This is a genomic window from Ornithinimicrobium cerasi (assembly GCF_003702705.1).
GTDB classification, from domain to species: Bacteria; Actinomycetota; Actinomycetes; order Actinomycetales; family Dermatophilaceae; genus Ornithinicoccus; species Ornithinicoccus cerasi.
This window is the reverse complement of sequence record NZ_QZMN01000016.1, coordinates 12,619-35,078: the sequence shown is the minus strand read 5'-3', so window position 1 is coordinate 35,078 and position 22,460 is coordinate 12,619. Positions and strand designations below refer to the sequence as shown.

Sequence of the window (22,460 nt, the reverse complement as noted above, 5' to 3'; positions counted from 1 at the left end):
CCAACTCGTCTGCCTATCAGGCGTCTGGGCGTCCGACGCAACGCGCTGTACTCGGCGGTACAGCGATGTATCGACCGTGCGGTTCCGGGTTCTTGCGCTGGACTCTTTGGTCATCGCGACGGACCAGAGAGGTGGCGGGTGGCACCGTCATAGAGACGTTGACGGTCTGCCTGTCGTTGGCTGGCTCGGAGCCTGTCGCTGGCGGCGTCTGCGGTGGCCGTGGAGGAGACGGGTGACGGTACTGCCAGTCGGCGGATGAGCCGAGACTGGTGCCTGGCTGCCTGGGGTTCTTTGGTCGGCGGCCCCGTCGGGCTCGGCTCCGTGGGTGGGATGTCGTGGGCGGCGCGCCAGATGGCGAGGTCGCCCACGAGCTGGCCGTCGACGTGCGGGGGGAGTCTGCGTTGCCAGGGCACCCGGTCGGAGGTGCCCGCGCGCCGGGCTTCGTCGGCGACGCGGTCCTTGCGGTCGTCGATCCGCTGGGTGAGCCGGTCGAGGTAGTCGCTCGTGCCCGCGTCCTGCCGGAGCGCCGACGGGACGTCGGGCAGCCAGGGCAGGGGTGCGTCCCGGTGGGACGGCGGGGTGGTGCCCGCGACCCGCCAGGCGAGGGCGGCGGCGGGGTCGTCGGCCTCGGTGAGCGATTGGGTGCCGCGGTACCAGGTCGCCTCTTCGACCACCTGCTGCGGTGGTGTGCCGTCGACCCAGCGCAGCGCGAGCTGGCCCCGCAGGTGCGGGTAGGCCGGTTGCTCGGTGAGGCCGGGGATCCACCGCTCGAGGGCGTCGTCCAGCGCGGCCATGCGCTCGTGTCCGAGGTGCTGCTGGGCCAGGACCGGTAGGGCGTCCTGGTAGGCCAGCACCGCCTGCCGTAGCAGCTGAGCCGCGTCGCCACGCTCCACAGTCTGGCGGACAGGGCGCGGCCGTCGCGGGCGAGGATGTCGGTGAGCAGCTCCCGCGGCTCCACGACTGTGTCCTGTACCTCGGGCGCGACACCGTCCAACGAGGCAGTAGGCGCGGCGAGATAGAGATGGTTGGACTGACGCCCGCGGGAGAGCGCGACATAGAGGCCCTGCCGGGTCTCTACCCCGGTGAGGACGGTGTGGGTGGTGTCGACGGTCGCGCCCTGCGCGCCGTGGATGGTGCTGGCGTACCCGAGCTGCACATTCTCGGTCACGTACGCCGTCGGCAGGGTGACGTGAGGCCGCTTCCTGTCGCCATCGCGGTGGCGCTCCACCAAGAGGCTTCCGTCAGGATGGGCTTCCAGGACGTGCCATCGGTCGCCGTTCTTGACCCAGGACCCGTCGCCGGCGCGCAGACTGCGGTCGTTACGGCGGGTGATCACGGTGTCCCCGGCGCTGGCTCGGGTGCCGTCGCACAGGGTCACCTCGCGCCCGGGCGGCTGCCCGGTGGACTCGAGGCGGTCGGCCCGGGCGCGCTGGTTCAGCTCGCGCACGGTGTCGCGGGTCGCGGCCAGCAGCAGGCTGGACAGCCCTTCGCGTTGGTCGGCCGCCCAGGCGGCGTACGCCGCCTCGATCACGTCGCCGGTGTCGCCGGCGTGGATGCGGCCGTGGTCCAGGTAGTGATCCAGCGCGGCGGGGTCACCATCGCGGACGCCGAGGGTAGCGGCGCCTTCAGCGGGGTCGGTGAACCGGTGCAGCTCGGTCAGGGTCGCGGTGGTGCCGTGGGCTTGGCCCTGCTCCGCCAGGTCACGGAAGATCCCGCCGGCGGCCACGGCGGACAGCTGCTGGTCGTCCCCGACCAGCCGCACACTGCCGCCGGCGTCCACGACCTGACGTGCCACGGCCGCCAAGTCACGGGTGCCGGCCATGCCGGCCTCGTCGATCAGCACCAACGTCCCCGGGCCGACCACTCCGCCCTCGGTGGTCTGGTGGAGGTACTTGGCGAGGGTGTCGGCACGAATACCGGTGACGCGGCCCAGCTCCTCGGCCGCGACCGCGGTGGGCGCCAGACCCAGGACGGTGCCACCGGAAGCCTCCCAGGCCCGGGCCAGCACCCGCAGAGCGGCAGTCTTGCCCGCGCCGGCCGGGGCGAGGCAGACCTGGAGGCGGCACCCGCTGCTCGCGAGGGTGCGGACCATCGCCGTCTGTGACCGGTCCAGGCTCGGAGCGTCCGCGCTCTGGGCGGTCAGGACGGTCTCGACCACGTGCTCGGTGGCTTGACGTCCGTCGCGGTGCAGCCCCAGGGCGAGGAGTTCGTCCTCGGCTGCCAGGATCGCCTTGGACGTGTAGGCCTGGCTGCCGTGCACGATGTGGGCGGACTGTCCGTCCGGGCGGCGCAGCACCGCCGGTTCGCCCAGCTGCGGTGGCACCCCGACGGGCACCGAGAAGCCCTGCAGGACCCACCGCTCGACCTCACGCGCGTGCTCCTCGAACCGGGCCGGGGGCACCTGGGCGGTGCGGAGCTGGCGCAGCGTCTCTGCGCGCACGTGCCACACCTGCCACGTCGCCCGCGACCCCTCCAGCACCTTCACGACGCGGGCGGCGAGGAGCTGGGGGCGCACGCCCCCACCCCTGAGAGCAGGTATGCGTCCCTGGAACGTCTCCACCTCCTGACCTGCGACGATGCCCACGTCTTTGCTGGGCTCCCGGGTGCGTCTCCACCCCGCCCCTACCGCACTGGCGACCATCTCCTCCGGGCTGCGTCCGTCGCGGGCGAGCACTGACGTGGCCTGCGCCCGCCAGGTCTGGCGTTGTTCGCCCTCCGAGCGGGGTTCGTGCTTGTCCGGGCGGGTCTCCAGGTTGGCCTGCTGCGCCAGGGCGAGGGACTCGATGGTGGTGGGGGTACGGCCGTGGTCGGCCCGGAAGGTGGCGGCGAGCTCGTCCTGCCGGGTCTCGATCGCCTGCCGCCGCGACGACCACGCGGCCAGCAGCGCCGGGTCGACCCCCTCGATCTCCCGCACCGCCCGCTTGCCCTCCGGTGAAGGACGCTCGCTGAACCGGACACCGAGCCGCTCGACGAGCCCGGCTTCGAGGTGGGTGTTGTAGTGCTCAGACGCCATCACCTTGGCCTTGAAGAGCATCCGCCCGTCCAGCGTCAGCCACCGTCCGCCCTCCTCGGGCAGGGACTGGACCTTGTTGGAGACGACAACATGGGTGTGCAGATCCGGGTCCCCGGTGCGCGAGTCACGGTGGTCGAATGCCGCCGCGATGAGCCCGGTGACGTGTACCTGGCGGATGCCTCCCTTGCCGACCCGGGTGAACGCGACCTCACGCTCGAGCATCGCCAGCGTCGCGCGGACCGCGTCCCGGTGGGCGGCCTCCACCTGCGCGGCGACCTCGGCCGGCGCCAGGGCCCACAGTGCCGAGACCGACTTCACAGGCGAGAACGTCAGGTCGAACCCCGCCACCGGCACCTGCGCCGGCCGCGACGCCTTCGCGACGAACCTCGTCAGCTCGGCCTCGTCCACCGGTGCGCGGCCGTGCCGCTGCTCGAACAACTCCCGGGCGACCTGGGTGCGGATCGCCGCCCGCTGCTCCGCCAGGATCGGTGCGTTCCACGCCAACCCGCGGGAGGTGTTGTGCTCGCTGAAGGCCCGCGCCGTCACCTGCCGCAGGGTCGTGGCGTCGAAGGTCGAGAACGCCCGTCCCAAGGCACCCCACCCGCGCGCGATGGCCTCCGGCTCGGCGGAGCGGGGGTGGCGGCCCTGCCCGAACAGCAGCCGCATCTGCTCCTCGGTGACGACCTCGCCCGCGGCCAGGTCGAGCCCGGCGAGGCCGGTGCCGAGCCACCGACCTGGTGCCTCGCCTTCTCCTCGTAGTAGCTGGCGAGGCCGGCCTGCCGGCTCTCGGTGGCGTCGTGGGCAGCGACCTGCTTCGTCAGGTACGTGTACCCGCTGCCGGCGGCGAGCTTGTGCAACGTCATCACGTATACCAAAGGCGGCCGAACGAGCCTCAGGGTTTCACGAGTTTCGCCGAGTGCACTAGGTGTGTCCTTCTCGAGCGCAGCGAGGGCCGTGGTGACCGTCGGTGAAGGGGGCGCGACAAGGGGGTGCGCGTGACGGGACGGTGGGGGCAAGGAGCGTGGATCGGGGATGCGCTCGAGCGGGGCGTCGTGGTCGACTGACGTGGTGAGGGTGCTGACGCTTCAGCGGTCTGCGCCGGTCGGGGCGCATCATGGGGGCTGGGCGCGCTGCGCCGTCGACGGCCGGGGCCTGCCGGGCGACGGCGCTCGGGCCAGACGCCGGCGCGCAGGCCACCGGGTCCGGGGGGCCTCAGAGCTGCCTGGAGGACGAAATCTCCAGGCACGTTCAAGGCACGACCGCAAAATCAGAAGGGCCGTTGACCCCGCGTTTCCGCAGGTCAACGGCCCTTTCGTGCCATGGTCGGGGTGACAGGATTTGAAAAGATCACTCCGCCACGGTCACCGACCGGCTGACCTGCACCGCAAGCACCTGACCTGCGATGACGGGTACAGTAGCGCGGGACAGCTTCGGGCACAAGAGGACACGAGGTGACACCAGTTATGCCCCAGTTATGCCCAAGATCGCCCTCGCGGGGTTCACGCCCGGTACCCGCGTCGGGTGGGCGACACTCTCCCGGCCGGGCGTGAGCGGGCGCCGTCAGGGTGGACACGAGCGGAAACGAGATGACTCCTGTTGAGCCCAGGCGTGGCCGGTTCCACGACTCAGCGCCGGGGGAGGGGCCATGACACGCACCAAGCGTGACTTCGGGACGATCCGGCGCCGCTCGGGCGGGCGGTACCAGGCGTTCTACATGGGCCCGGACCAGGACTTCCACCGGGCCCCCTCGACGTTCCAGACCCGGGCCGACGCCGAGGCGTGGCTGGCTCACGAGCGTCGCCTGATCCAGGACGACACCTGGTCCCCGACCCGTTCGCGGCGGGCCAAGGTGGCCCGCACCGCCGAGGCGTTCGGACCCTACGCGGCCGCCTGGTTGTCCCAGCGCGACCTCAAGCCGCGCACCCGCGCTCTCTACCAACGGCTGCTGGAGCGGTTCCTGCTTCCCGAGTTCGAGCACGTGGCGCTGCGGGACATCACCCCGGCCGTGGTGCGGGTCTGGCACGCCGGCCTCGACCCGCACCGGCCCACCCAACGCGCCCACGCCTACGCCCTGCTCCGCTCGATCCTGGCCACCGCCGTGGCCGATGAGATCCTGGCCGCCAACCCCTGCCGGGTCCGCGGCGCCGGGGCCACCACCCGGGCCCGCCGGGTCGAACCGGCCACCCTGGACCAGCTCACCGTCCTGGTGGCGCACATGCCGGCCCGGTACCAGGCCCTGGTGCTGCTCGGTGCCTGGTGCGGGCTGCGGTTCGGGGAGATGGCCGAGCTGCGCCGCGCCGACCTGGACCTGGCCACCGGCGTGGTGCACGTGCGCCGGGGGGTGGTCCGCACCAACGGGCAGGTCTCCGTGGGCACCCCCAAGTCGGCCGCCGGCGTGCGGGACGTGGCCATCCCTCCCCACCTGCTGCCCGCCCTGGCCGATCACCTGGTGGAGCACGTCGCACCCCACCCGCAGGCCCTGGTGTTCCCCTCCGTCACCGACCCCGACGTTCAGGTCCACCCCAACACCCTCTACCGGCACTGGCACAAGGCCCGACAGGCCGCCGGCCGGCCCGACCTGCGCATCCACGACCTGCGCCACACCGGCGCCGTCCTGGCCGCCCGCACCGGAGCCACCCTCGCCGAGCTCATGGCCCGCATCGGCCACTCCACCCCCCAAGCCGCCCTCCGCTACCAGCACGCCGCCCTCGGCCGCGACGCCCACATCGCCACCCAACTCTCCCAACTCGCCCAGAACCAGCCGCACCCCTGAGCGCCAGGCACATCAGGAGCTCTCAGACGCCGGCACCCTCCGGGGTATCCCTGGGCCCGTCCGGCGACGGTGTCAGGTGTACGTGGTCTGCCGAGATCCGATGCGTTCAGGGAGCACCCCCAGGAGGCCGTGCAGGACGTGGAGCGCATGGCTGCGGAAGAGGGTGCCGCCCCACATTGCCGGGACGGGGACCGCCACCAGCATCTGGACACCTATCTTGATCGGGCGCAGGCATTGTGCGAGTCGCTCGGCGCGACACCCCACCAAGCCTCGCAGACCCCGCCTGCGCCTCAAGTCGACGGCGCTCGAAGTGTGAGCAGTACGGCGGGGCCGCCGACAGCGTTATGCTCAAGCACAGGTGCGGTCCTCCCGTGCGACAGCGTTGATCATCGCGGGAGGACCGCAGGCAGGGCGGGGTCATCCACTGGTCGAGAGGTCAACCCCCTCACGGACGCGCATTGAACGTGGCCGGGCCCAAGTTGGCGCATGCTGTCACCGTGAAACGGCGGCGGGCGTATGTCTGGCGGCCCGCTCGGTGCGATCCCACGCAGACATCGCCAACGACCTCTCCCGCCTCGCTGAACCGGCGTAGCAGCCTTACGTCGGAGGCCCACCCAACCGCGCAAGCCAACTCTTGTCCATCGACCCGTGTACGGCTGCCCATGTGGTCTTATCGGTGACCCTCAACTCATACATCGCGCCAAGGGTGGGCAGACCTTCTCAGCGTGTGCCAAGTCGGCCGTACCAGATGCTGCCGTAGACAGGAGCCCCGTAGGTGACGCCCGATCCGGCGTTGAGCGCCTCGACGACCATGCCGTTCCCGGCATACAGGCCTACGTGGTAGAAGTCGTTGGTGAAGACGAGATCGCCAGGCTGAGGGTTGGAGACCGGGGTCACCGCCGCCTTCTGACCTGCCACGGTGCGGGGGATGTCGATCCCGGCCTGCTGGTAGACCCACCAGGTGAAGCTTGAGCAGTCGAAGGTGGCGGGCGGGGTGCCGCCCAGGACGTAGGGGTATCCGACGTACTGCCGGGCGATGTCAACGACGCCACCACTGACGGGCGCGGGCTGCTGCAGTGGTGCGGCCGCCGGGGCCGGCGCAGTCTGAGGGGCAGGTGCGGGCTGCGGGGCAGGGGCAGCCGTCTGGACCGGCGGGGCGGTGCGTGCGGTGGAACGGCTGGCGCTGTTGACGTCGCGTTCTTCGAGCGCGGACGCGGCCGCCTCGTGCACGTGCGGCGCTGCCTCGACCGTGGTTGCCGCCGCGAACCCCGAGGTGCCGAAGGTGACTGAGGCGTCGGTGGGAGCCTTCGCCGCAACCGCAGGACGCTCGGCGGCGGAGACCTTCTCAGCGACGCGCATGAGCGCCAACGGCGCGTTGGCAACGCCATGTGCCTGGTCCGTCGGTGCAGGGGCGGCGGGGGCGGCAACGGACGCGCCGACTATGAGCCCAGTGGAGGTAGCGGCGACAGCCGCGGTCCGGGTCAGGGTGGTGCTGGTCGTGCCCAGGCGGCTCACCTTGCGGTGCCGGGCAATGTGGCGATGCGTCATGGCATGGTCCTCCAAGATGCCTGCGGGGTGAGCTGTCGGGCTGGGATGGACGTTCCCCGATCCTGTGTCGGATCGTTAGCCCCAAGGGGCCGGCTGGCTCCGTAAACCTGGGTCCCCCGCTCCTGTCAAGCGGTGCTCGTACGACTTCCGCGCGCCGACAGGACTAGGCATGCGCTCGGGATGACTCCTCCAGGGGAGAGGAGCAGTCGCCACCGTACAGGCACCGACTCCCAACGTCACAGTTCTGTACGGTCAACGTTGTCGTCCACTCGAGACCTTGGCCGGCTCGGTCCGGTTCTCATCTGCTCCGCTCCCACCCATGAGGTTGAATCGCGCGCTGGCTGTGACCGACCTCGCTGACCGGCCACCGCGACCACTCGACCCATTCAGCCATGGTGACCAACGCTTCGGCGACGGCGTCGCGAGCTTGTGGACCGTCTCGGACTTGACCCCGTTCGCAGCGTCGCAGCCGGGTGTCGCGGCGACCCGCGGCGCTGAGGTCATCCCGCAGGCGCGCCGGATGGACCCGCGCACGCTGCAGGGTTGCGGATCCGGTGGCGCGCATGCCGGCCCCGGTGGGAGGCGCTCGTGCTGCTGGGTGCGTGATTCACTCTCCCGGCTCGGGCCAGATGACCGAGCTGCACCGGGGCGACCTATACCTGCGGGACGTGCCTACCTCCCTATCCCCCCTTGCAGGCCATTGCCGCTCATGTGGGTCCCCGGGGCGGGGGTTGGTGTTGCCCTCCGTCACCAACCCCGGTGTGGAGGTCCGTCCCAGCCCCTCGCCCGCGCTGGCGCTGGGCCTGTCGAGGGTGCAGGTTCGGCCAACACTTTCCGAGTCGCGACTTACGCCACAGCGGTGCCGTCCTGGGCACCCGGACCGTGAGCACCTACAACGCGCACTGGACCCGCATCGGTCATTCCACCCCATGTCGCACTGCGATACCGTCACGAGGCTGGGCCGCGACGCCCCCATGGCCAACGAAGCCTTTCCGCCTCGTCCGAGCCACAGCTGCAACCTTGGCCACGCGTCTCAGCCGGGGGATCAGGACTCAATCGGAGAGGTGGTCGGTGGCTCTTACGACGCCTCAGTCGGTGGCAGGTCGTGGATGGCGGTGATCGAGCGCGCCAAGCGTGACAGTGACCAGTCGTTGGACTGCCGCCTTGGACCTGAGGTTCTGGGCCGCTCCCAGGGCGTGCACGAGGTACAGGGCCAGTTCCTCCACCGGGTTGTCGGCCCTCACGACACCTTTGGCCACCGCGTCGGCGAGCGTCTCCTCCACGAGCGCGACGAGCTGCTTCTCGGCCTCACTGACCCTGTCGGCCTGGTGCACAAGCGCGACGAGGTCGACGTTGCCGTGCCCGGTGCGGTGATGGCAGATCTGCGCGTACCCGGCTGCCACAGCTTCCAACCGTCGCTTCGGTCCTACGGCTGCGTCACGCAGTTGGCTCAGACGGGCCAGGTGCTCAACGACGTGGCGCTCATGGTAGGCGTGCAGGATCGACTCGACGTCCGGGAAGTACTTGTACAGCGTCGCCCGACCGATGCCCGCCTCCGTCGCCACCTGCGACATGGTGACCGACATCGGTCCGTGACGGGTCGCCAGTGACCACGCGGCCTCCGTGATCGTCCGGCGGACCTCCTCGCGGTGGCTCGCGACGGTGTTGGTCCACAATGGGGGCACACGAGCACCATACATCGCGACCGGCTGTGGACGGGTCGTCGTGGAGGTGACACCATGTATCGATGCCGCGAGGGAGGTGCTGCACGATGACCGATCTCCAGAGGGAGAACTGGGACGGTGCGGATCCCCGCCCGTCGCCCGGTCCACCCGGTGTTCCGAGGTGGCTCAAGGCGTTGGTCGGGGTCTTCGCGATTCTGGCGATGCTGGTGCTTCTCCTGGCGATGCTCGGAGGGGGACAGCATGGTCCTGGCCGGCATCAGGGCAGCGGCATCCTGGAGCGCAGCTCGTATGTCGCCGCAGGCACCGCTGACGCCTCGTTCGAGGGGCTGACCCGGGGGTGATGTCGCCGACCGTCCGACGGCTCGCACTGTCGATACACCTGACGTGCTCGGTCGGCTGGATCGGTGCGGTCATGGCTTATCTCGCCCTCGGCCTGACCGCGACGTTCAGCGGTAGCTCCACCTCGGTGCGCGGGGCGTGGGCGGCGATGGAGATCATCGGCTGGTACGTGCTGGTGCCGCTTGCCCTCGGATCCTGGGTCACCGGCCTGGTCATGTCGCTGGGCACCAGGTGGGGGTTGTTGAGGTACTACTGGGTGCTGGTCAGCTTCGCCCTGACCAGCCTCGCCGTGATCGTCCTGCTCGTGCACATGCCCGATGTCAGCGTCGTGGTGCAGGCGATCGCCACGACTGCCGACGACGAGCTGGGCCAGTACGGGGGTGACCTGTTCCACGCAGCCGCAGCTCTCGTCCTGCTGCTCCTCATCCAGGTGCTCAACGTCTACAAGCCACCCGGCATGACTCCTTACGGGTGGCGCAAGAGCAAGCGCACGCACTCGCAGGGAGATGGCACAGTCCTGGACCAGGAGACAGGGTGACTCTCGCCGGACGCGGCGCTGTCTCGCGTTGGAGCTGGCCGCTGTCAGTGCGTTGGCGACCGGAGAATGCGGATGAGTGGTGCTTTACCGATGGCGGTGCGGGGAATTCTCTCGACCTCCCGGACCGTGACCACCCGGGGTGCGACGCGGATCCGGTCGAGCTCGCGATGCAGTCTGGCAGCCACGTCCTGAGGCGCGACGCCTTGGCGAAGACCGACGACCAGGACGGTCAGTCCGTCGGTGTCCTGGATGATCTGCCACGCGGACAGGGGGACCGTGTCCATGACCCTGTGGAAGACGACCGGCTGCACCACGATGTCGGTGCCGGACGTGCCGGTCAGGCGGAGCGCTTCCTGCTCGCGGCCCTGGATGCCGTCGAGCCGGAGGAACGGCATGCCGCACGGGCACGGTTCGGCGGTGGACAGACGGACGCTGTCGCTCATCTCGTACCGGATCAGCGGCATGGTGCGCGATCCGAGCACGGTGACCAGGACCTTGGCGCCGAACTCGCCGGCGGGCACCGGGTGGTGGTTCTCGTCGACGACCTCGGTCACGACGAGGTCCTCGAAGAGGTGCAGGCCCGCGTGGTGCTCGCACTCGGCAGCGATCCCGGCCGTCTCGGTGGCGGCGTACACGTTGAACGGCTGATGCCCCCACGCGTGGTCGGTGCGGCGTCGCGTGGCCTCCGTCAGCACTTCCGACGCGCTGAAGATCGCGGTCGGCGAGATGTGCAGCTGCCCCTCGGCCTGGGCATCGGCCAGCAGTCGGAGGATGGAGGCGTAGCCGACGAGTACCTCTGGTTGGAAGGCGTCCAGGCTGGCGGTCAGGTCCTCCAGCGGTGTGCCGGCGTCCAGGCGGAGGGTCGGGACGATGCGGCTGTCGACGGTGGAGGCGACGAGCGCCGACTGGTGCCACGGTGTCCTCGAGCTCACGACGGCCATCCGGGTGCGTCTGGTCAGGCTCAGCGGCGCTCGTCCCCAGGCGTAGGGCCGGCTGTAGGAGGCGAGCACACCGGCCCACTCGTCCGGCGTCCACGCGAAGACTCCGGGCCGGCCGGTGGTCCCCCCGGTGGCGGCCACGTAGTACCGGTCGCGGTACAGCTCGCCGGGGTGCATGCCGGTCAGGAATGCCTGGACCTGGGGCAGGTGGAGGTCGCGGCTGGTCACGATGGAGTCGAAGTGCTCCATCAGCATCGTCTTCGTGAGCACGGGCAGCTCGGAGAGAGGCGCATCGTCCAGGCCCTCATGGAACCGCTGGTAGAACGGTGAGGTGGTCCGCGCATGCTCCCGAAGGGCAGCGACCGATCGCGCCTGGTGAGCGGCGAGCTGGGCCGCGGTCCAGGTCTCTCGTCGCCTGAGAAGGCGCCTCGCCCGCAGCACCTTGACCAGCAGGGACGTGCGCATGACGGCTCCCGCCCTAGCCCGTTGGGTTGACGCGGTCGCCGGGTGGCCGGGAGGCGTGCCGTTGGGGCGACGTCTGAACCGGGTCGGGAACGGGTAGGGGTGGGGGGCTCATCCATGACCTGTGGTTCTGGGGCACCGGGTCCACCGGGAAGCCGGAGGCGTCCGCTGTGGTCGGCGCGGTGTGCTGGCCGGGTCCTGAGCGGGTCACGACCATCCGCACGACGACGGCGACCAGCACCCAGAAGCCGACCGTGGCCAGGGCCATCAGCGCCCACATCCACCACGTCGCTGTCGCGCTCATCCCGTGGGTCCACATGGCTGCCTCCTTCGCCCGAGGGCGCCGTCGCACCCCCTATGGTCACGGCTTCAGGGTGCGGATCTCGCTGAGGCCTTATGAAGATCTGACGAAGATCTGCACGGGTGCGTGCGCAGGTTCCCCGCCAGATGCTGCGTCGGGAGAGACTCAGCGCTATGGACTCGACGCCGCACGCCGATGCGCAGCTGTTACGCACGAAGGTCCTCGTCGTGGATGACGAGCGGGCGATCGCCCAGATGGTGGGCACCTACCTGACCCGGGCCGGGTACGAGGTCTCGGTCGCGCACACCGGCCCTGCGGCCGTGGCCACCGCCCGCGCGGAGGGTCCTGAAGTTCTCGTCCTGGACCTGGGTCTGCCGGGCCTGGACGGGATCGAGGTGTGCCGACAGGTGCGCACGTTCTCCGACTGCTACATCCTCATGCTGACCGCCCGTGGCGACGAGATGGACCGCGTCATCGGCCTGTCCGTCGGTGCTGACGACTACATCACCAAGCCGTTCAGCGCCCGGGAGCTCGTCGCGCGGGTGCAGGCGGTGCTGCGCAGACCGCGCGGGCCGGCGGCCGGCCGGGGGCGCTCTGGTGCGGGCGTCGACGAGGACCCGCCGCGGGTGTTCGGCGATCTGACCGTGCAGCCCGGTGCGCGTCAGGCCCTGCTGGGGGACCAGGTGGTGCCGTTGACCCGGACGGAGTTCGACATCCTCGACGTGATGTCGCGCAGACCCAGCTTCGCGTTCTCCCGACGGACGCTGGTCGACCAGGTCTGGGACCCGGCGTGGGTCGGTGACGAGCACATCGTCGACGTGCACATCGCCCACCTGCGTCGCAAGCTCGGCGACGACCCGGCGGAGCCGCGTTTCATCGAGACGGTACGGGGCGTGGGCTACCGGATGGGCTCGGGATGAGCACCGGTGCCCGCCGACGGTACGGGCTGGCCACCAGGCTGCTGCTGGCGCAGGTCGTCGTCCTGCTCGCCAGCCTGCTCACCGCCGGGCTGGTCGCGCTTCTCCTGGGGCCGAGCCTCTTCCACGCCCACGTGCTCCAGGTGCGGCCCGTGTGGGACCCCGCAGAGCTCGAGCACATCGAGCAGGGCTTCCGGGACGCCTCCTTCGTCGCCCTCAGCGCCGGTCTGCTGATCTCGCTCGCATGTGCCGTCGGGGTCACCTGGTGGCTGACCAGGGGTATGCAGCGCACGCTCGACGCGCTCACCACGGCCGCGGCCGAGGTGTCCCGCGGTCACCTCTCGGCGCGTGTGGCGAGCGCGGGCGGGGGGGCCGAGCTAGACACGCTGGCGGGAGCCTTCAACCTGATGGCCGGCCAGCTGGAGCAGACCGAGGCCACGCGCCGACGACTGCTGTCCGACCTGGCGCACGAGCTGCGGACCCCGATCTCGACGATCCAGCTGTGCTGCGAGGGTCTCAGCGACGGGGTCCTGCAGTGGGACGAGGGCACCGAACGGATCCTGACCGAGCACACCGCCCGGCTGGCCCGCCTGGCAGGGGACATCGACGAGGTCTCCCGCGCGGAGGAAGGGCGCCTGGAGCTGAACCTGGCACCCGTGCGGGCGAAGGACCTCGTCAGCTCCGCGGTCCAGCGGCAGGCGGACGCGTTCGCCCGAGCGGGGGTCCGCCTCACGGGCGAGTACGGGTCGGCAGGCGACGCGATCGTCCAGGTGGACGCCGACCGGCTGGGTCAGGTGATGGACAACGTGCTGCGCAACGCGGTGCGCCACACCCCGCCGGGAGGCACGGTGGTGGTCTCCGCCGCGCGGGCGGGCGAGGAGGTGCACCTCATCGTCACCGACTCCGGCGACGGCATACCCGCCGAGCATCTTGGCCATGTGTTTGAGCGGTTCTACCGCGGTGACACCGCACGGGACCGGGACCACGGGGGTTCCGGTATCGGCCTGACCATCAGCCGTGCCATCGCGGACGCGCACGGCGGCAGCCTCACCGCCTCCAGCGCCGGCCCCGGACATGGGTCCACGTTCACCCTCCGGCTGCCGCTGCTCACACGGCAGCACTCCCTCCGGGAGGAGGGCGCCAGTCCCTCGTAGGGCCATCTGGGGAGGCCGGAGGTGTATGCCGCCCCGCTCGTGCGGGGGGGGGCCGGTTCAGTGCCCGTGCCCACCGGCGTCGCTGTCGACGTGGGGCATCGTCAGCTCGACGTCCCCCCGGGCAGCGACGGTGACGGGGGAGAAGCTGATGCCGTTGGGCATGTCCCCGACCGGCACCCTGGCGACCACGGCCAACTGCCCCAGGTCGATGACGGCCACGTCGTCGTCGTAGAGGTTCGTCACGTAGGCGAAGCGGCCCGTGGGCTCCACGACCACCCCGTGCGCGCCGCGGCCGGTCTCGATCGTCGCGACGACCTCCATGGCCGCGGCGTCGACGACCGACACGGTGGTGCCCGGTGCGTCCTCGGTGCCCTGGTTCGCGACCAGTACGTGCTTGCCGTCCGGGGTCACGTACGTCTGGATCGGCACGTCCCCGACCTGCACGGTGGCCACCAGCTCGCGCGATGCGACGTCCACCTTCGCGAGCGCCCCCTCACCGCTGAGGGAGGCATACACGAACCCACCGTCAGGGGAGAACGCGACCTGCGCCGGCGCCTCGCCGACCTCGACCGTGGCCACCCTCTCGTGCTCGCTGGTGTCGATGACGCTGAGCGTGGTCGAGCCGACGTTCGCGACATACACGCTGGACCCGTCCGGGCTGGGGCGCAGCCCGTGCGCCCCGTCACCGACGGGGATCGTCGCGACGACCTCCATGGTCGAGGTGTCGATCGCCGAGACGGTCCCGTCAGCGGAGCTGGTCGCGTAGGCGGTCCGTCCGTCGGGGGAGACCACGACGTGGGCCGGCGACCCGCCGGTGGCCGTCACCCCGTGCGAGGCCAGCGTGGATGCGTCCACCATGAGGGCAGCACCGTCGTGGCCGCTGACGGCCCAGAGGGAGCGGCCGTCGGGGGAGACCTGCACGTTGTGGGGCCCCTCGATCCCCGTGGCGGTCGTGACCACGTCGTAGGTGGTGGCGTCGATCGCGGTCAGGCTGCCCTGCGCCTCGTTGGCGACCCAGATGGTGCCCTGCACCCCTCCCGGTGCTTCGGCGGGCGCGGCGCTCGCTTGGGCCCTCGGTGCCGCGGTCGTGGTCGTGTCCGGAGCCGGTGGGGTCCTCACCGCGGTCGTGGGCTCGGCGTCGTCCTGGCTCAGCACGACCGCCGTCCCCGTCCCGGCACCCGCGACGAGCAGGGCCAGCGCCCCGACGGCGAGCAGGCGACCCCTTCTCAGTGGCGACGTGCCGTTCGCGTCCGGTCCGGCCATGAGGAGCTCCTTCGTGTTCGCCGGCCCCTGCGGGGCCGGTCCCGGGAGCAACTCTGGGTGCCCGGGACTGAGCGACGACGCAGGAACGATGAAGTTTCGATGAAGTGCAGGAAAGACTCAGCTGCGGAGGAGGCGTGCGATCGCGTCCGAGGCATCGTCGACGGCCTCCGCTCGGGTCGCCGGGGCGACGTCGACGAGGCATCGGCGCAGGTGCTCGTCCAGGAGCGCGAGGGCTGCACCCCGGAGGGCACCGCGGGCGGCTGCGATCTGCGTCAGCATGTCCACGCACGGCTCGCCGTTCTCGACCATCGCGGTGATGCCGTGGACCTGCCCCTCGATCCTGTGCAGGCGGTTGATCAGCTCTGCGGTAGCGGCGGGGCGGACAGGTGTCGGGCTGGATGCTCCGTTCATGCCCGGGTCCTTCCTTGGTAGATGGCTGGGCCGGTGGTGCCCGCCCGCGAGGGTGGGCACCACCGGTTGGCTCAGGCTCCCGTGGGGGCGTAGCGCGTCGGGTCCTGGGCGAAGGTGGCCGCGCAGTGGGCCGAGCAGAAGTGGTAGGTCAGACCCTCGTGCTGGGTGTGGTCGGCGGCCGTGTCGGGGTCGATGCTCATCCCGCAGACGGGGTCGGTGACGCGGTTCGGGGTCTGGGACATTGAGGTCTCCTTGCTCTTGTCCTGCTCAGGTCCATGCCCGACCTCGACCACCGGTTCGGTGGCGAGGGTCTGTGTGACCTCCGGGACGCCCCGCGGGGTGAACGTCCGCAGGCGGTTGGCGTTCGCCACCACCGACAGCGAGGACAACGCCATCGCGGCGGCGGCGATGATGGGGCTGAGCATCCAGCCCAGGGCCGGGTACAGCACGCCGGCGGCGACGGGGATGCCCAGGCCGTTGTAGAGGAACGCGAAGACCAGGTTTTGGCGGATGTTGCGCATCGTGGCCCGTGACAGGTCGACAGCGGTGACCAGCCCGGACAGGGACCCGGAGACCAGCGTGATGTCGGAGGACTCGATGGCGACGTCGGTGCCGGTGCCGATGGCCGAGCCGACGTCGGCCTGCGCCAGGGCGGGGGCGTCGTTGATGCCGTCGCCGACCATCCCCACGACACGGCCCTCGGCCTGCAGGCGCTGGACCTCGGCGGCCTTGTGCTCGGGCATGACCTCGGCCACGACCCGGCCGATGCCGACCTGGCGGGCGATCGCAGCCGCGGTGGCGGCGTTGTCTCCTGTCATCATGACGACGTCGATGCCCCGGGCCCGCAGCGCGGCGACCGCGGCCGCGGAACCGTCCTTGAGGGTGTCCGCGACACCGATGACGCCGGCGAAGCGGCCGTCGACGACGGCCAGCATGGGGGTCTTGCCGTCCGCGGCGAGCCGGTCGACGTCGGCGGGTGCGGCGTGGATGCCGGCTGTGGCGAGGAGGCGGTGGTTGCCGACGAGCACCTCGCGGCCCTCGACCAGCGCGCGCACGCCCTGCCCGGTCACCGAGTCGAACGCGGTGGCCTCCGGCAGCTCCAGCCCTTCCTCCTGGGCGCCGGCCACGATCGCGGTGGCCAGCGGGTGCTCCGAGGAGCGTTCGACGGCCGCGACGAGGCGCAGCAGTTCGTCTCTGCCCATGCCTTCGGCCGGGAGCACGTCGGTCAGGGCGGGGGCGCCCTTGGTGATGGTGCCGGTCTTGTCCAGGACGACGGTGTCGAGCTTGTGCGCGGTCTCCAGCGCCTCGGCGGAGCGGATGAGGATGCCGTGGGTGGCGCCCTTGCCGGTGCCGACGGTGATGGACATGGGTGTGGCCAGGCCGAGGGCGCACGGGCAGGCGATGATGAGCACCGACACGGCAGCCACGAGCGCGAGGACCGCTGCCGGTTGGGGGCCGAACAGGGCCCAGGCGACGAAGGTCCAGATTGCCACGCCGATCACGGCGGGGACGAAGTAGCTGGAGACCTTGTCCACCAGGCGTTGGATCGGTGCCCTGGACCCTTGGGCCTCCCGCACGAGCTTGATGATCTGGGCCAGCAGGGTCTCGGCGCCGACCCGGGTGGCGGTGTACCGGAAGGAGCCGGTCTGGTTGATGGTGGCCCCGATCACGCTGTCCCCTGAACTCTTGGTGACCGGGATCGGCTCGCCGGTGACCATGGACTCGTCCACGGCGGAGGTGCCGTCCTGCACCTGCCCGTCGACGGGCAGCTTCTCACCGGGGCGGACCACCAGGACGTCGCCGAGGACGACCGCCTCGACGGGGACCTCGAGCTCGGTCCCCTCGCGCACGACCCGGGCGGTGCGGGGTTGCAGCCCGATCAGCGCGCGGATCGCCTCACCGGTGCCGGCCTTCGCCTTCGTCTCCAGCAGCCGGCCGAGCAGGATCAGGGTGATGATCACCCCGACCGCCTCGTAGTAGACGGACCGCGCCTGCTCAGGCAGCAGCTGCGGCGTGAGCGTGACGAGCAGGCTGTACCCGAACGCGGCGATCGTGCCCAGCGTGATCAGGGAGTTCATGTCGGCGGTGCGGTGGGACAGCGCCAGCCATCCGGTCTTGTGGATGGGCCACCCGGTGAGGAGGAACACCGGGGTGATGAGCGCCAGCTGGACCCACGGGTTCATCAGGGCGTCCGGCATCCAGTGCAGGCCGAACACCTCCTCGAGCATGACCGCTGCGACGACCGGCAGCGACAGGACCGTGCCGAGCACCACGCGGCCGGTGAGGTCCTTGAGCTCCGCCGCCCGCTCGCGCGCCTCGGCATCGTCGCCCAGGCCGTTCACCGACGACGCAGTCTGCCAGGACCGGCCCCGGTCGGCCCGGTCGGTGTCGCTGCCGGGGAGGGGAGGGTCCGACTGCCCGTGACGGTGGCCTGCGGGTGGTTCGGCCGTCAGGGTGGCGGCCGGTACGGCGGCGGGGGGGGCCTCGGTGCGGCCGCCGACGACCCTGACCGTGCCGTTGACCATGTTCATGCCGCAGGCGAAGCGGTAGTCGCCCTCGGCCTCCGGGAGGAACTCCACGGCGGTCGTCTCGTGGGCGGGCAGCAGCTGGTTGATACGGAAGCCCGGGATCACCACCCGGGAGGTGCACTCCCCGGTCTCCTGACGGTCGAAGAGCATCCGGACCGGGACCCCGGCCCGGACCTCGACGAGGTCCGGGCTGTAGCCCCCCCTGACCCCCACCCGCACGACCTGCACCCCGTCCTCCAGGTCGGCCTGCCGGGACTTCTTCGGCCCGAAGAAGTACCAGCCGAGCAAAGCGGTCAGCACAGCAGCGACCAGGACGATCAGTCCATCGTTGACGGTCATGTGACCCCACCTCCATCGGTGCGCGGCCCGGCAGTTCCGGGTCGCCGCCATACCCTCGTGGGGTATGGCCTCTCGTGGTAGACAACACCGGCGATGTCCCGAACCAGGCCGGCACGGCGATGAAGATCTGACGGGATCGGTGAAGTTTCGATGAAGGTCGGGAGGTTTCCTCGTGACTAGGTGCCCGACCCCCTGGACAGGGGCGGCCGCTCTGCCCTCACCCACGCCTCGGGTCTAGTGATGCACCTCGTGGTCCTGCGTCACGGCAGGCTCGGCGGGTGGCGGGGTGTCGGCCTCGCCGCTGATCGCGGGCCCGACGACGAATGCCGACAGGGCGAACAAGGCGGTGAAGACCGCTACGCCGACCGCTGGGGCCCACCGCGAGCCGAACCTGGCCCGCAGCCTGCGCAGCAGAGGGATGCTGAACACCAGCCCCACGACGTAGAAGACCCCGTTCCCGACGGCGCCCGTCAGGACCGCGGCACCGGCCACCAGGCCCACGTGGTGCAGCAGGTGCGGCACCAGCCCGAGCGCGGCACCCAACCCGGCGCGGACACCGGCCCACACACCCGCGACGCGGCGAGGTAGCGGGACGCCGGGCGGGGCTGCTCCCACGGTCGGGGCTGGGATGTGGTCATGCAGGTGGTGTGACATGTCGGCCCCCGGTTCTGGTCGGCCTGAGGGTCGTCAACCAGGACTATCGCCGACCAGCCCGCTGGGTCCACCGAAGAAGGCATGAAGGTTTGATGCAGGTTGGGAACGGGTCACAGGACGGGTACCCCGTGGGCATCGGCTGCCGGAGGCGGGGGCCCAGGACGCGATGAGCCGGGCGCCGACGTGCGGCAGGCGTCGCTCCTGCCGGACGACGGCTGGTACCGCCGACATCGGGTGATCACGGGCGCCCGTCATCTGCCGGGGTGCGGGCGCCTGGTGATGTCGATGTCAGCGGCAGCCTGCTCGTCGAGGCACTCCTGCTCGACCTGCAGGGTGGAGAAGTACACGTCGAAGCCGGTGCGCAGCGCCTCCGTAGCCTCCTTAAGCACCCGGTCGCTCCCGGTTGTGTCGGCCACCCGCAGGTGCGCGGAGAAGACCGTCCGGCCGGATGTCAGGCTCCACGCGTGCACGTGGTGCAGGTCCTCCACCGCCTTGATGCTGGCCAGCGCCTCGACCGCGCCCTCGAGGTCGAACCCCTCCGGGGTGGCCTGTAGCAGGACCCGAAGAGAGGAGCGCAGGATGCTCCATGAGGCCCAGAGCAGCACGACGCCGAACGCCATCCCGAGCAGGGGGTCGATGGCCAGGAACCCGGTGAACCGGATGACGAGGGCGGAGACGACGATGATCAGGCTTCCGACGAACGTCTGCAGGATGTGCCAGAAGGCGCCCTTCATGTTCAGGTTGGTCTTCTGCCGCTGGTACATCAGCCAGAACGCCACGACCTCGGTCGCGATCCCACCGGCGGCGACCCACAGCATCACGGTGGTCGGCAGCTCGACCGGCTCGGACAGCCGCATCGCACCCATCCAGAAGACGTAGCCCGCCATCAGGACCAGGAACACCCCGTTGAACAGCGCGCCGAGGATCTCGGCCCGGCCCCACCCGAACGTCTCCCTCGCCGTCGCCGGCCGCTGACTGAGCCGCTGCGCGGCCAGGGCGATCAGCACCCCGCCGACGGCCGAGAAGGTGTGGAACGCGTCGGACAGCACCGCCACCGACCCCGACCAGAGCCCCACGACGAGCTCGACCACGAAGTAGCCACCGGTCAGCCAGCCTGAGATGACCAGTGCCCTGCGATCCCCCTCGGCCCCGGCGTGAGCACCGTGCGACATCGCCATCAGGGTGACCTCCCTTCGTCGGCGTCCCCACTGCCCACGGGCGACGTCCGACCTTGACCAAAACTTCATCATCCCCGTGCCGAAACGGCAACCCCTGCGCAGGAGCCTGTGAGGACCACCACGAGTCGAGGAGCCCGGAATGAACCAGTTCCCTCATGGTCCCGCGAGCGGACCGCGCGGCAGCATCAGCGGCCCCCCGCAACTGCCGACGGTGACGGCAGATCGCGAGGAACCTGCCCAGGCCCCCCGTGGGCACGGCGCGCACGGGTGGGCGATGTGGCTGATGTGCCTGCCCATGCTGCTCATCGTGGGCCTGCTGATCCTCAGCGGCTCGGCAGGTCTTGGCGCCACCGTCTACGCCCTGGCATGCCTGGGCATGATGGCCGTGATGATGCTGTTCATGCAGCACGGCACCCGCCGATGAGCCGCCTCACCGGCGCACGGGTGGGCGCCGCACCCGCCGCGGGCTCCACGCCCGTCCCGCGAGCCACCCTGCTCACCAGCTCGGCGTGCCACCTGTGCGAGGACGCGCACCAGGAGCTGAGCAGGCGGGCAGCGCGCGGCGAGCTGTACCTCGAGGTGGTGCCCGCAGAGACTGAGCAGGGGAGCAGGCTGATCGCCGAACACCGCCCCGCGATGTTCCCGCTGGTGCTGCTGGACGGTCGGGTCCTCGGGCACGGGCGTCTGTCCAGACGCCGGCTGGGCGCGGCGCTACGGTCAGCGAGGGTTGGCTGATGGGCACCGAGCTGCTGGCCACGGGCAGCATCCTGGCGGCCTTCTTCGCTGGCGCGGTCGCGCTCTTCGCCCCCTGCTGCATCGTCTTCCTCGCCCCGGCCTACCTCGCCGCGGCGGTCAAGAACAACAGGTGGCGCCTCCTCCCGCTCACCTTCGTCTTCGCCGCCGGACTCGCCGTCGTCCTGGTGCCCATCACCCTCGGCGTCAGCCTGGTCGCGGGAGCGATCGCGAAGTACCACGTGCAGCTGTACTGGGCCGGCGGTCTGCTCATGATCGCGCTCGGTCTCCTGGCGCTGTCCGGGCGCATGTGGTCGATGCCCTCGGTGCTGCGCGCCCCGGACACCGCCAGGGGCGACTCGGCCACGTTCTTCAGCCTCGGTGTGTTCTCCGGGATCGCCTCCAGCTGCTGCGCCCCGGTCCTGGCCGGCGTGATGACCCTCTCGGCGCTCTCGGGCAGCGCGCTCGGCGGAGCGCTGCTCGGTATGGCGTACGTCTTCGGCATGGTGATCCCGCTCTTCGTCATGGCCCTCGCCTGGGACGCGGCAGGTCTGGGCGAGCGGCGGTGGGGCAGGGCCAAGGCGCTGCGGTGGAGCGTCGGTGGGCGGACGTTGCACACCAACACCGTGAACGTGGCCGTCGCGGTCGCCTTCGTCGCGATGGGGATCGCCGTGATCTCCCTGGCTGGGTCGACGACCATGACCGGCAACGCCACCTGGTTCCAGCGTGTCGCCAGCGACGGGGTCACGCGCACCGCGGAGCAGGTCCTCGGCTGGGTGGCCCCGGTGCCGGAACCGCTGCTCGGTCTGGGCCTGCTCGCCCTCGCGGCGTCGTTCGTGTGGTTCACGCTTCGCGACCGGACACGCAGGACGACCGCGGCGGCGGACGATGCACCCACGCACCCGTGCCACGAGCACACGGGCGCACCACGGTAAGGAGTGGAAACCATGACTGCTACACAGCAGGCGCGTCGCCAGGCGCACGTCGCCCAGATCCGGCTCGAGAAGGAGCGCCAGACCCGCGTGCGGCAGCGCCGACGGCTCCTGGGTCTGGCTGTGCTGCTCGCGCTAGTGGCGGTGGTCGCCTTCGGTCTGTGGCAGGCCCGGCCGACGACGAACGAGGCAGGCGGCGGGGCAGCGCCCGCCTTCACGCTCCCGAGCACCACCGGGCAGACCGTGTCCCTGGCCGACTACCGCGGCTCGCCCGTGCTCCTCTACTTCAACGAGGGTGCCGGGTGCGCGTCGTGCACCCAGCAGATGGCCGAAATCGAGAAGAACCCCGGCTTCGCCGACGCCGGCATCGTCGTCCTGCCGATCGTGATGAACACCGCGGCCCAGATCCAGGTCGACCTGGACGCGTTCGGCGTGAGCACCCCGTACCTCCTCGACGACGGGGCCGTGTCCCAGGCCTACGGGACGCTCGGCAAGGGCATGCACGCCGGGCTCCCGGGCCACGGGTTCGTCCTCGTCGACGCAGAAGGGATGCAGCGGTGGCAGGGCAACTACCCCTCGATGTGGCTCGACCCCGACGACCTACTGCGCGAGGCCACCGCCCGGCTCTGACCCCCCCGGCGCCACGCGGGACGAAGGTCCGACGTCGGTTCGATGAAGGTTTCCTGAAAGGCCCCCTCTCAGGTGGAACCGCACCGTGCGACAACGTTTACTCGTTGAGCACCGTCCCCGACCCC

The 22,460-nt window shown here is 70.8% G+C and carries 19 protein-coding genes and 1 riboswitch; of the genes, 9 read left to right on the top strand and 10 right to left on the bottom strand.

All coding sequences use genetic code 11. The features are described 5' to 3' along the window. Window positions 1-16 precede the first annotated feature (16 nt). The gene (gene mobF, locus D4B81_RS16205) at window positions 17-3,883 is read right to left on the bottom strand and encodes a MobF family relaxase (protein WP_272914078.1); all 3,867 of its coding nucleotides are present in this window, start codon (window positions 3,881-3,883) and stop codon (window positions 17-19) included. Between the two features lie 775 nt (window positions 3,884-4,658). Between mobF and D4B81_RS19200 the strand changes: the two genes are divergently transcribed. Next, entirely contained in the window at window positions 4,659-5,786 is a 1,128-nt protein-coding gene (locus D4B81_RS19200) for a tyrosine-type recombinase/integrase (RefSeq protein WP_122263721.1), read from the top strand. Between the two features lie 720 nt (window positions 5,787-6,506). On the opposite strand, the gene D4B81_RS16195 is transcribed toward D4B81_RS19200, so the two are convergent. Then, entirely contained in the window at window positions 6,507-7,145 is a 639-nt protein-coding gene (locus D4B81_RS16195) for a C40 family peptidase (protein ID WP_161965223.1), read from the bottom strand. Window positions 7,146-7,336: 191 nt separating this feature from the next. Beyond that, window positions 7,337-7,476, bottom strand: a riboswitch (cyclic di-AMP (ydaO/yuaA leader). Between the two features lie 946 nt (window positions 7,477-8,422). Next, window positions 8,423-9,034, bottom strand: coding sequence for a TetR/AcrR family transcriptional regulator (locus D4B81_RS16190; protein ID WP_272914077.1), 612 nt, complete (start codon window positions 9,032-9,034; stop codon window positions 8,423-8,425). A 71-nt stretch (window positions 9,035-9,105) separates the two neighbouring features. Here D4B81_RS16190 and D4B81_RS18575 point away from each other — a divergent pair, with 71 nt between their 5' ends. Together D4B81_RS18575 and D4B81_RS16180 are read left to right on the top strand one after the other, a co-directional pair. Continuing rightward, window positions 9,106-9,360 (top strand): hypothetical protein, encoded by a 255-nt coding sequence (locus D4B81_RS18575; protein ID WP_122263718.1) that lies wholly within the window; start codon window positions 9,106-9,108, stop codon window positions 9,358-9,360. Window positions 9,361-9,431: 71 nt separating this feature from the next. Next, window positions 9,432-9,896, top strand: a complete 465-nt coding sequence (locus tag D4B81_RS16180) for a hypothetical protein (RefSeq protein WP_202613730.1) — start codon at window positions 9,432-9,434, stop codon at window positions 9,894-9,896. 44 nt (window positions 9,897-9,940) lie between these two features. On the opposite strand, the gene D4B81_RS16175 is transcribed toward D4B81_RS16180, so the two are convergent. Beyond that, window positions 9,941-11,299, bottom strand: coding sequence for a phenylacetate--CoA ligase family protein (locus tag D4B81_RS16175; protein ID WP_122263717.1), 1,359 nt, complete (start codon window positions 11,297-11,299; stop codon window positions 9,941-9,943). 13 nt (window positions 11,300-11,312) lie between these two features. Beyond that, complete coding sequence (locus D4B81_RS16170) at window positions 11,313-11,615, bottom strand: hypothetical protein (protein ID WP_122263716.1); 303 nt, start codon at window positions 11,613-11,615, stop codon at window positions 11,313-11,315. Between the two features lie 155 nt (window positions 11,616-11,770). Between D4B81_RS16170 and D4B81_RS16165 the strand changes: the two genes are divergently transcribed. Next, window positions 11,771-12,517: a response regulator transcription factor gene (locus tag D4B81_RS16165; protein WP_122263715.1), complete on the top strand. Its 747-nt coding sequence runs from the start codon at window positions 11,771-11,773 to the stop codon at window positions 12,515-12,517. Further along, window positions 12,514-13,668 carry a HAMP domain-containing sensor histidine kinase gene (locus D4B81_RS16160; RefSeq protein WP_122263714.1) on the top strand — a complete coding sequence of 385 codons (1,155 nt, stop codon included), beginning with the start codon at window positions 12,514-12,516 and terminating at the stop codon, window positions 13,666-13,668. Before D4B81_RS16165 ends, D4B81_RS16160 begins: the two co-directional genes overlap by 4 nt. A gap of 57 nt (window positions 13,669-13,725) precedes the next feature. On the opposite strand, the gene D4B81_RS16155 is transcribed toward D4B81_RS16160, so the two are convergent. The 5 genes from D4B81_RS16155 to D4B81_RS16135 all read right to left on the bottom strand — a co-directional run bounded on the left by D4B81_RS16155 (window position 13,726) and on the right by D4B81_RS16135 (window position 20,035). Further along, on the bottom strand, window positions 13,726-14,931 hold the full coding sequence (locus D4B81_RS16155) for a YVTN family beta-propeller repeat protein (RefSeq protein ID WP_122263713.1): 1,206 nt from the start codon (window positions 14,929-14,931) through the stop codon (window positions 13,726-13,728). A 117-nt stretch (window positions 14,932-15,048) separates the two neighbouring features. After that, window positions 15,049-15,342, bottom strand: coding sequence for a metal-sensitive transcriptional regulator (locus D4B81_RS16150; RefSeq protein ID WP_122263712.1), 294 nt, complete (start codon window positions 15,340-15,342; stop codon window positions 15,049-15,051). Between the two features lie 71 nt (window positions 15,343-15,413). Beyond that, window positions 15,414-18,209 (bottom strand): heavy metal translocating P-type ATPase, encoded by a 2,796-nt coding sequence (locus D4B81_RS16145; protein WP_122263711.1) that lies wholly within the window; start codon window positions 18,207-18,209, stop codon window positions 15,414-15,416. Between the two features lie 234 nt (window positions 18,210-18,443). Then, entirely contained in the window at window positions 18,444-18,824 is a 381-nt protein-coding gene (locus D4B81_RS16140) for a hypothetical protein (RefSeq protein WP_202613729.1), read from the bottom strand. A 290-nt stretch (window positions 18,825-19,114) separates the two neighbouring features. Beyond that, window positions 19,115-20,035, bottom strand: a complete 921-nt coding sequence (locus D4B81_RS16135; RefSeq protein WP_237566059.1) for a cation diffusion facilitator family transporter — start codon at window positions 20,033-20,035, stop codon at window positions 19,115-19,117. A gap of 145 nt (window positions 20,036-20,180) precedes the next feature. Here D4B81_RS16135 and D4B81_RS18570 point away from each other — a divergent pair, with 145 nt between their 5' ends. The 4 genes from D4B81_RS18570 to D4B81_RS16115 are packed head-to-tail and all read left to right on the top strand — an operon-like array spanning window position 20,181 to window position 22,335. Further along, window positions 20,181-20,465, top strand: coding sequence for a hypothetical protein (locus D4B81_RS18570; protein WP_122263709.1), 285 nt, complete (start codon window positions 20,181-20,183; stop codon window positions 20,463-20,465). Beyond that, window positions 20,462-20,776: a thioredoxin domain-containing protein gene (locus D4B81_RS16125; protein ID WP_202613728.1), complete on the top strand. Its 315-nt coding sequence runs from the start codon at window positions 20,462-20,464 to the stop codon at window positions 20,774-20,776. The genes D4B81_RS18570 and D4B81_RS16125 overlap by 4 nt, the downstream gene beginning before the upstream one ends. After that, the gene (locus tag D4B81_RS16120; RefSeq protein WP_122263708.1) at window positions 20,776-21,708 is read left to right on the top strand and encodes a cytochrome c biogenesis CcdA family protein; all 933 of its coding nucleotides are present in this window, start codon (window positions 20,776-20,778) and stop codon (window positions 21,706-21,708) included. Before D4B81_RS16125 ends, D4B81_RS16120 begins: the two co-directional genes overlap by 1 nt. Window positions 21,709-21,720: 12 nt before the next feature. Beyond that, entirely contained in the window at window positions 21,721-22,335 is a 615-nt protein-coding gene (locus D4B81_RS16115; RefSeq protein WP_122263707.1) for a peroxiredoxin family protein, read from the top strand. Window positions 22,336-22,460: the final 125 nt, after the last annotated feature.

Bases quoted from the DNA above. Each gene is read 5' to 3' on its own strand.
- D4B81_RS19200 (WP_122263721.1), top strand. From the start codon at position 4,659: ATGACACGCACCAAGCGTGACTTCGGGACGATCCGGCGCCGCTCGGGC.
- D4B81_RS16145 (WP_122263711.1), bottom strand. From the start codon at position 18,209: ATGACCGTCAACGATGGACTGATCGTCCTGGTCGCTGCTGTGCTGACC.
- D4B81_RS16125 (WP_202613728.1), top strand. From the start codon at position 20,462: ATGAGCCGCCTCACCGGCGCACGGGTGGGCGCCGCACCCGCCGCGGGC.
- D4B81_RS16180 (WP_202613730.1), top strand. From the start codon at position 9,432: ATGGCTTATCTCGCCCTCGGCCTGACCGCGACGTTCAGCGGTAGCTCC.
- D4B81_RS16160 (WP_122263714.1), top strand. From the start codon at position 12,514: ATGAGCACCGGTGCCCGCCGACGGTACGGGCTGGCCACCAGGCTGCTG.
- D4B81_RS16150 (WP_122263712.1), bottom strand. From the start codon at position 15,342: ATGAACGGAGCATCCAGCCCGACACCTGTCCGCCCCGCCGCTACCGCA.
- D4B81_RS16175 (WP_122263717.1), bottom strand. From the start codon at position 11,299: ATGCGCACGTCCCTGCTGGTCAAGGTGCTGCGGGCGAGGCGCCTTCTC.
- D4B81_RS16170 (WP_122263716.1), bottom strand. From the start codon at position 11,615: ATGTGGACCCACGGGATGAGCGCGACAGCGACGTGGTGGATGTGGGCG.
- D4B81_RS16165 (WP_122263715.1), top strand. From the start codon at position 11,771: ATGGACTCGACGCCGCACGCCGATGCGCAGCTGTTACGCACGAAGGTC.
- D4B81_RS18575 (WP_122263718.1), top strand. From the start codon at position 9,106: ATGACCGATCTCCAGAGGGAGAACTGGGACGGTGCGGATCCCCGCCCG.
- D4B81_RS16190 (WP_272914077.1), bottom strand. From the start codon at position 9,034: ATGTATGGTGCTCGTGTGCCCCCATTGTGGACCAACACCGTCGCGAGC.
- D4B81_RS16155 (WP_122263713.1), bottom strand. From the start codon at position 14,931: ATGGCCGGACCGGACGCGAACGGCACGTCGCCACTGAGAAGGGGTCGC.
- D4B81_RS16120 (WP_122263708.1), top strand. From the start codon at position 20,776: ATGGGCACCGAGCTGCTGGCCACGGGCAGCATCCTGGCGGCCTTCTTC.
- D4B81_RS16195 (WP_161965223.1), bottom strand. From the start codon at position 7,145: ATGCGCGTCGCTGAGAAGGTCTCCGCCGCCGAGCGTCCTGCGGTTGCG.
- D4B81_RS16135 (WP_237566059.1), bottom strand. From the start codon at position 20,035: ATGTCGCACGGTGCTCACGCCGGGGCCGAGGGGGATCGCAGGGCACTG.
- D4B81_RS18570 (WP_122263709.1), top strand. From the start codon at position 20,181: ATGAACCAGTTCCCTCATGGTCCCGCGAGCGGACCGCGCGGCAGCATC.
- D4B81_RS16115 (WP_122263707.1), top strand. From the start codon at position 21,721: ATGACTGCTACACAGCAGGCGCGTCGCCAGGCGCACGTCGCCCAGATC.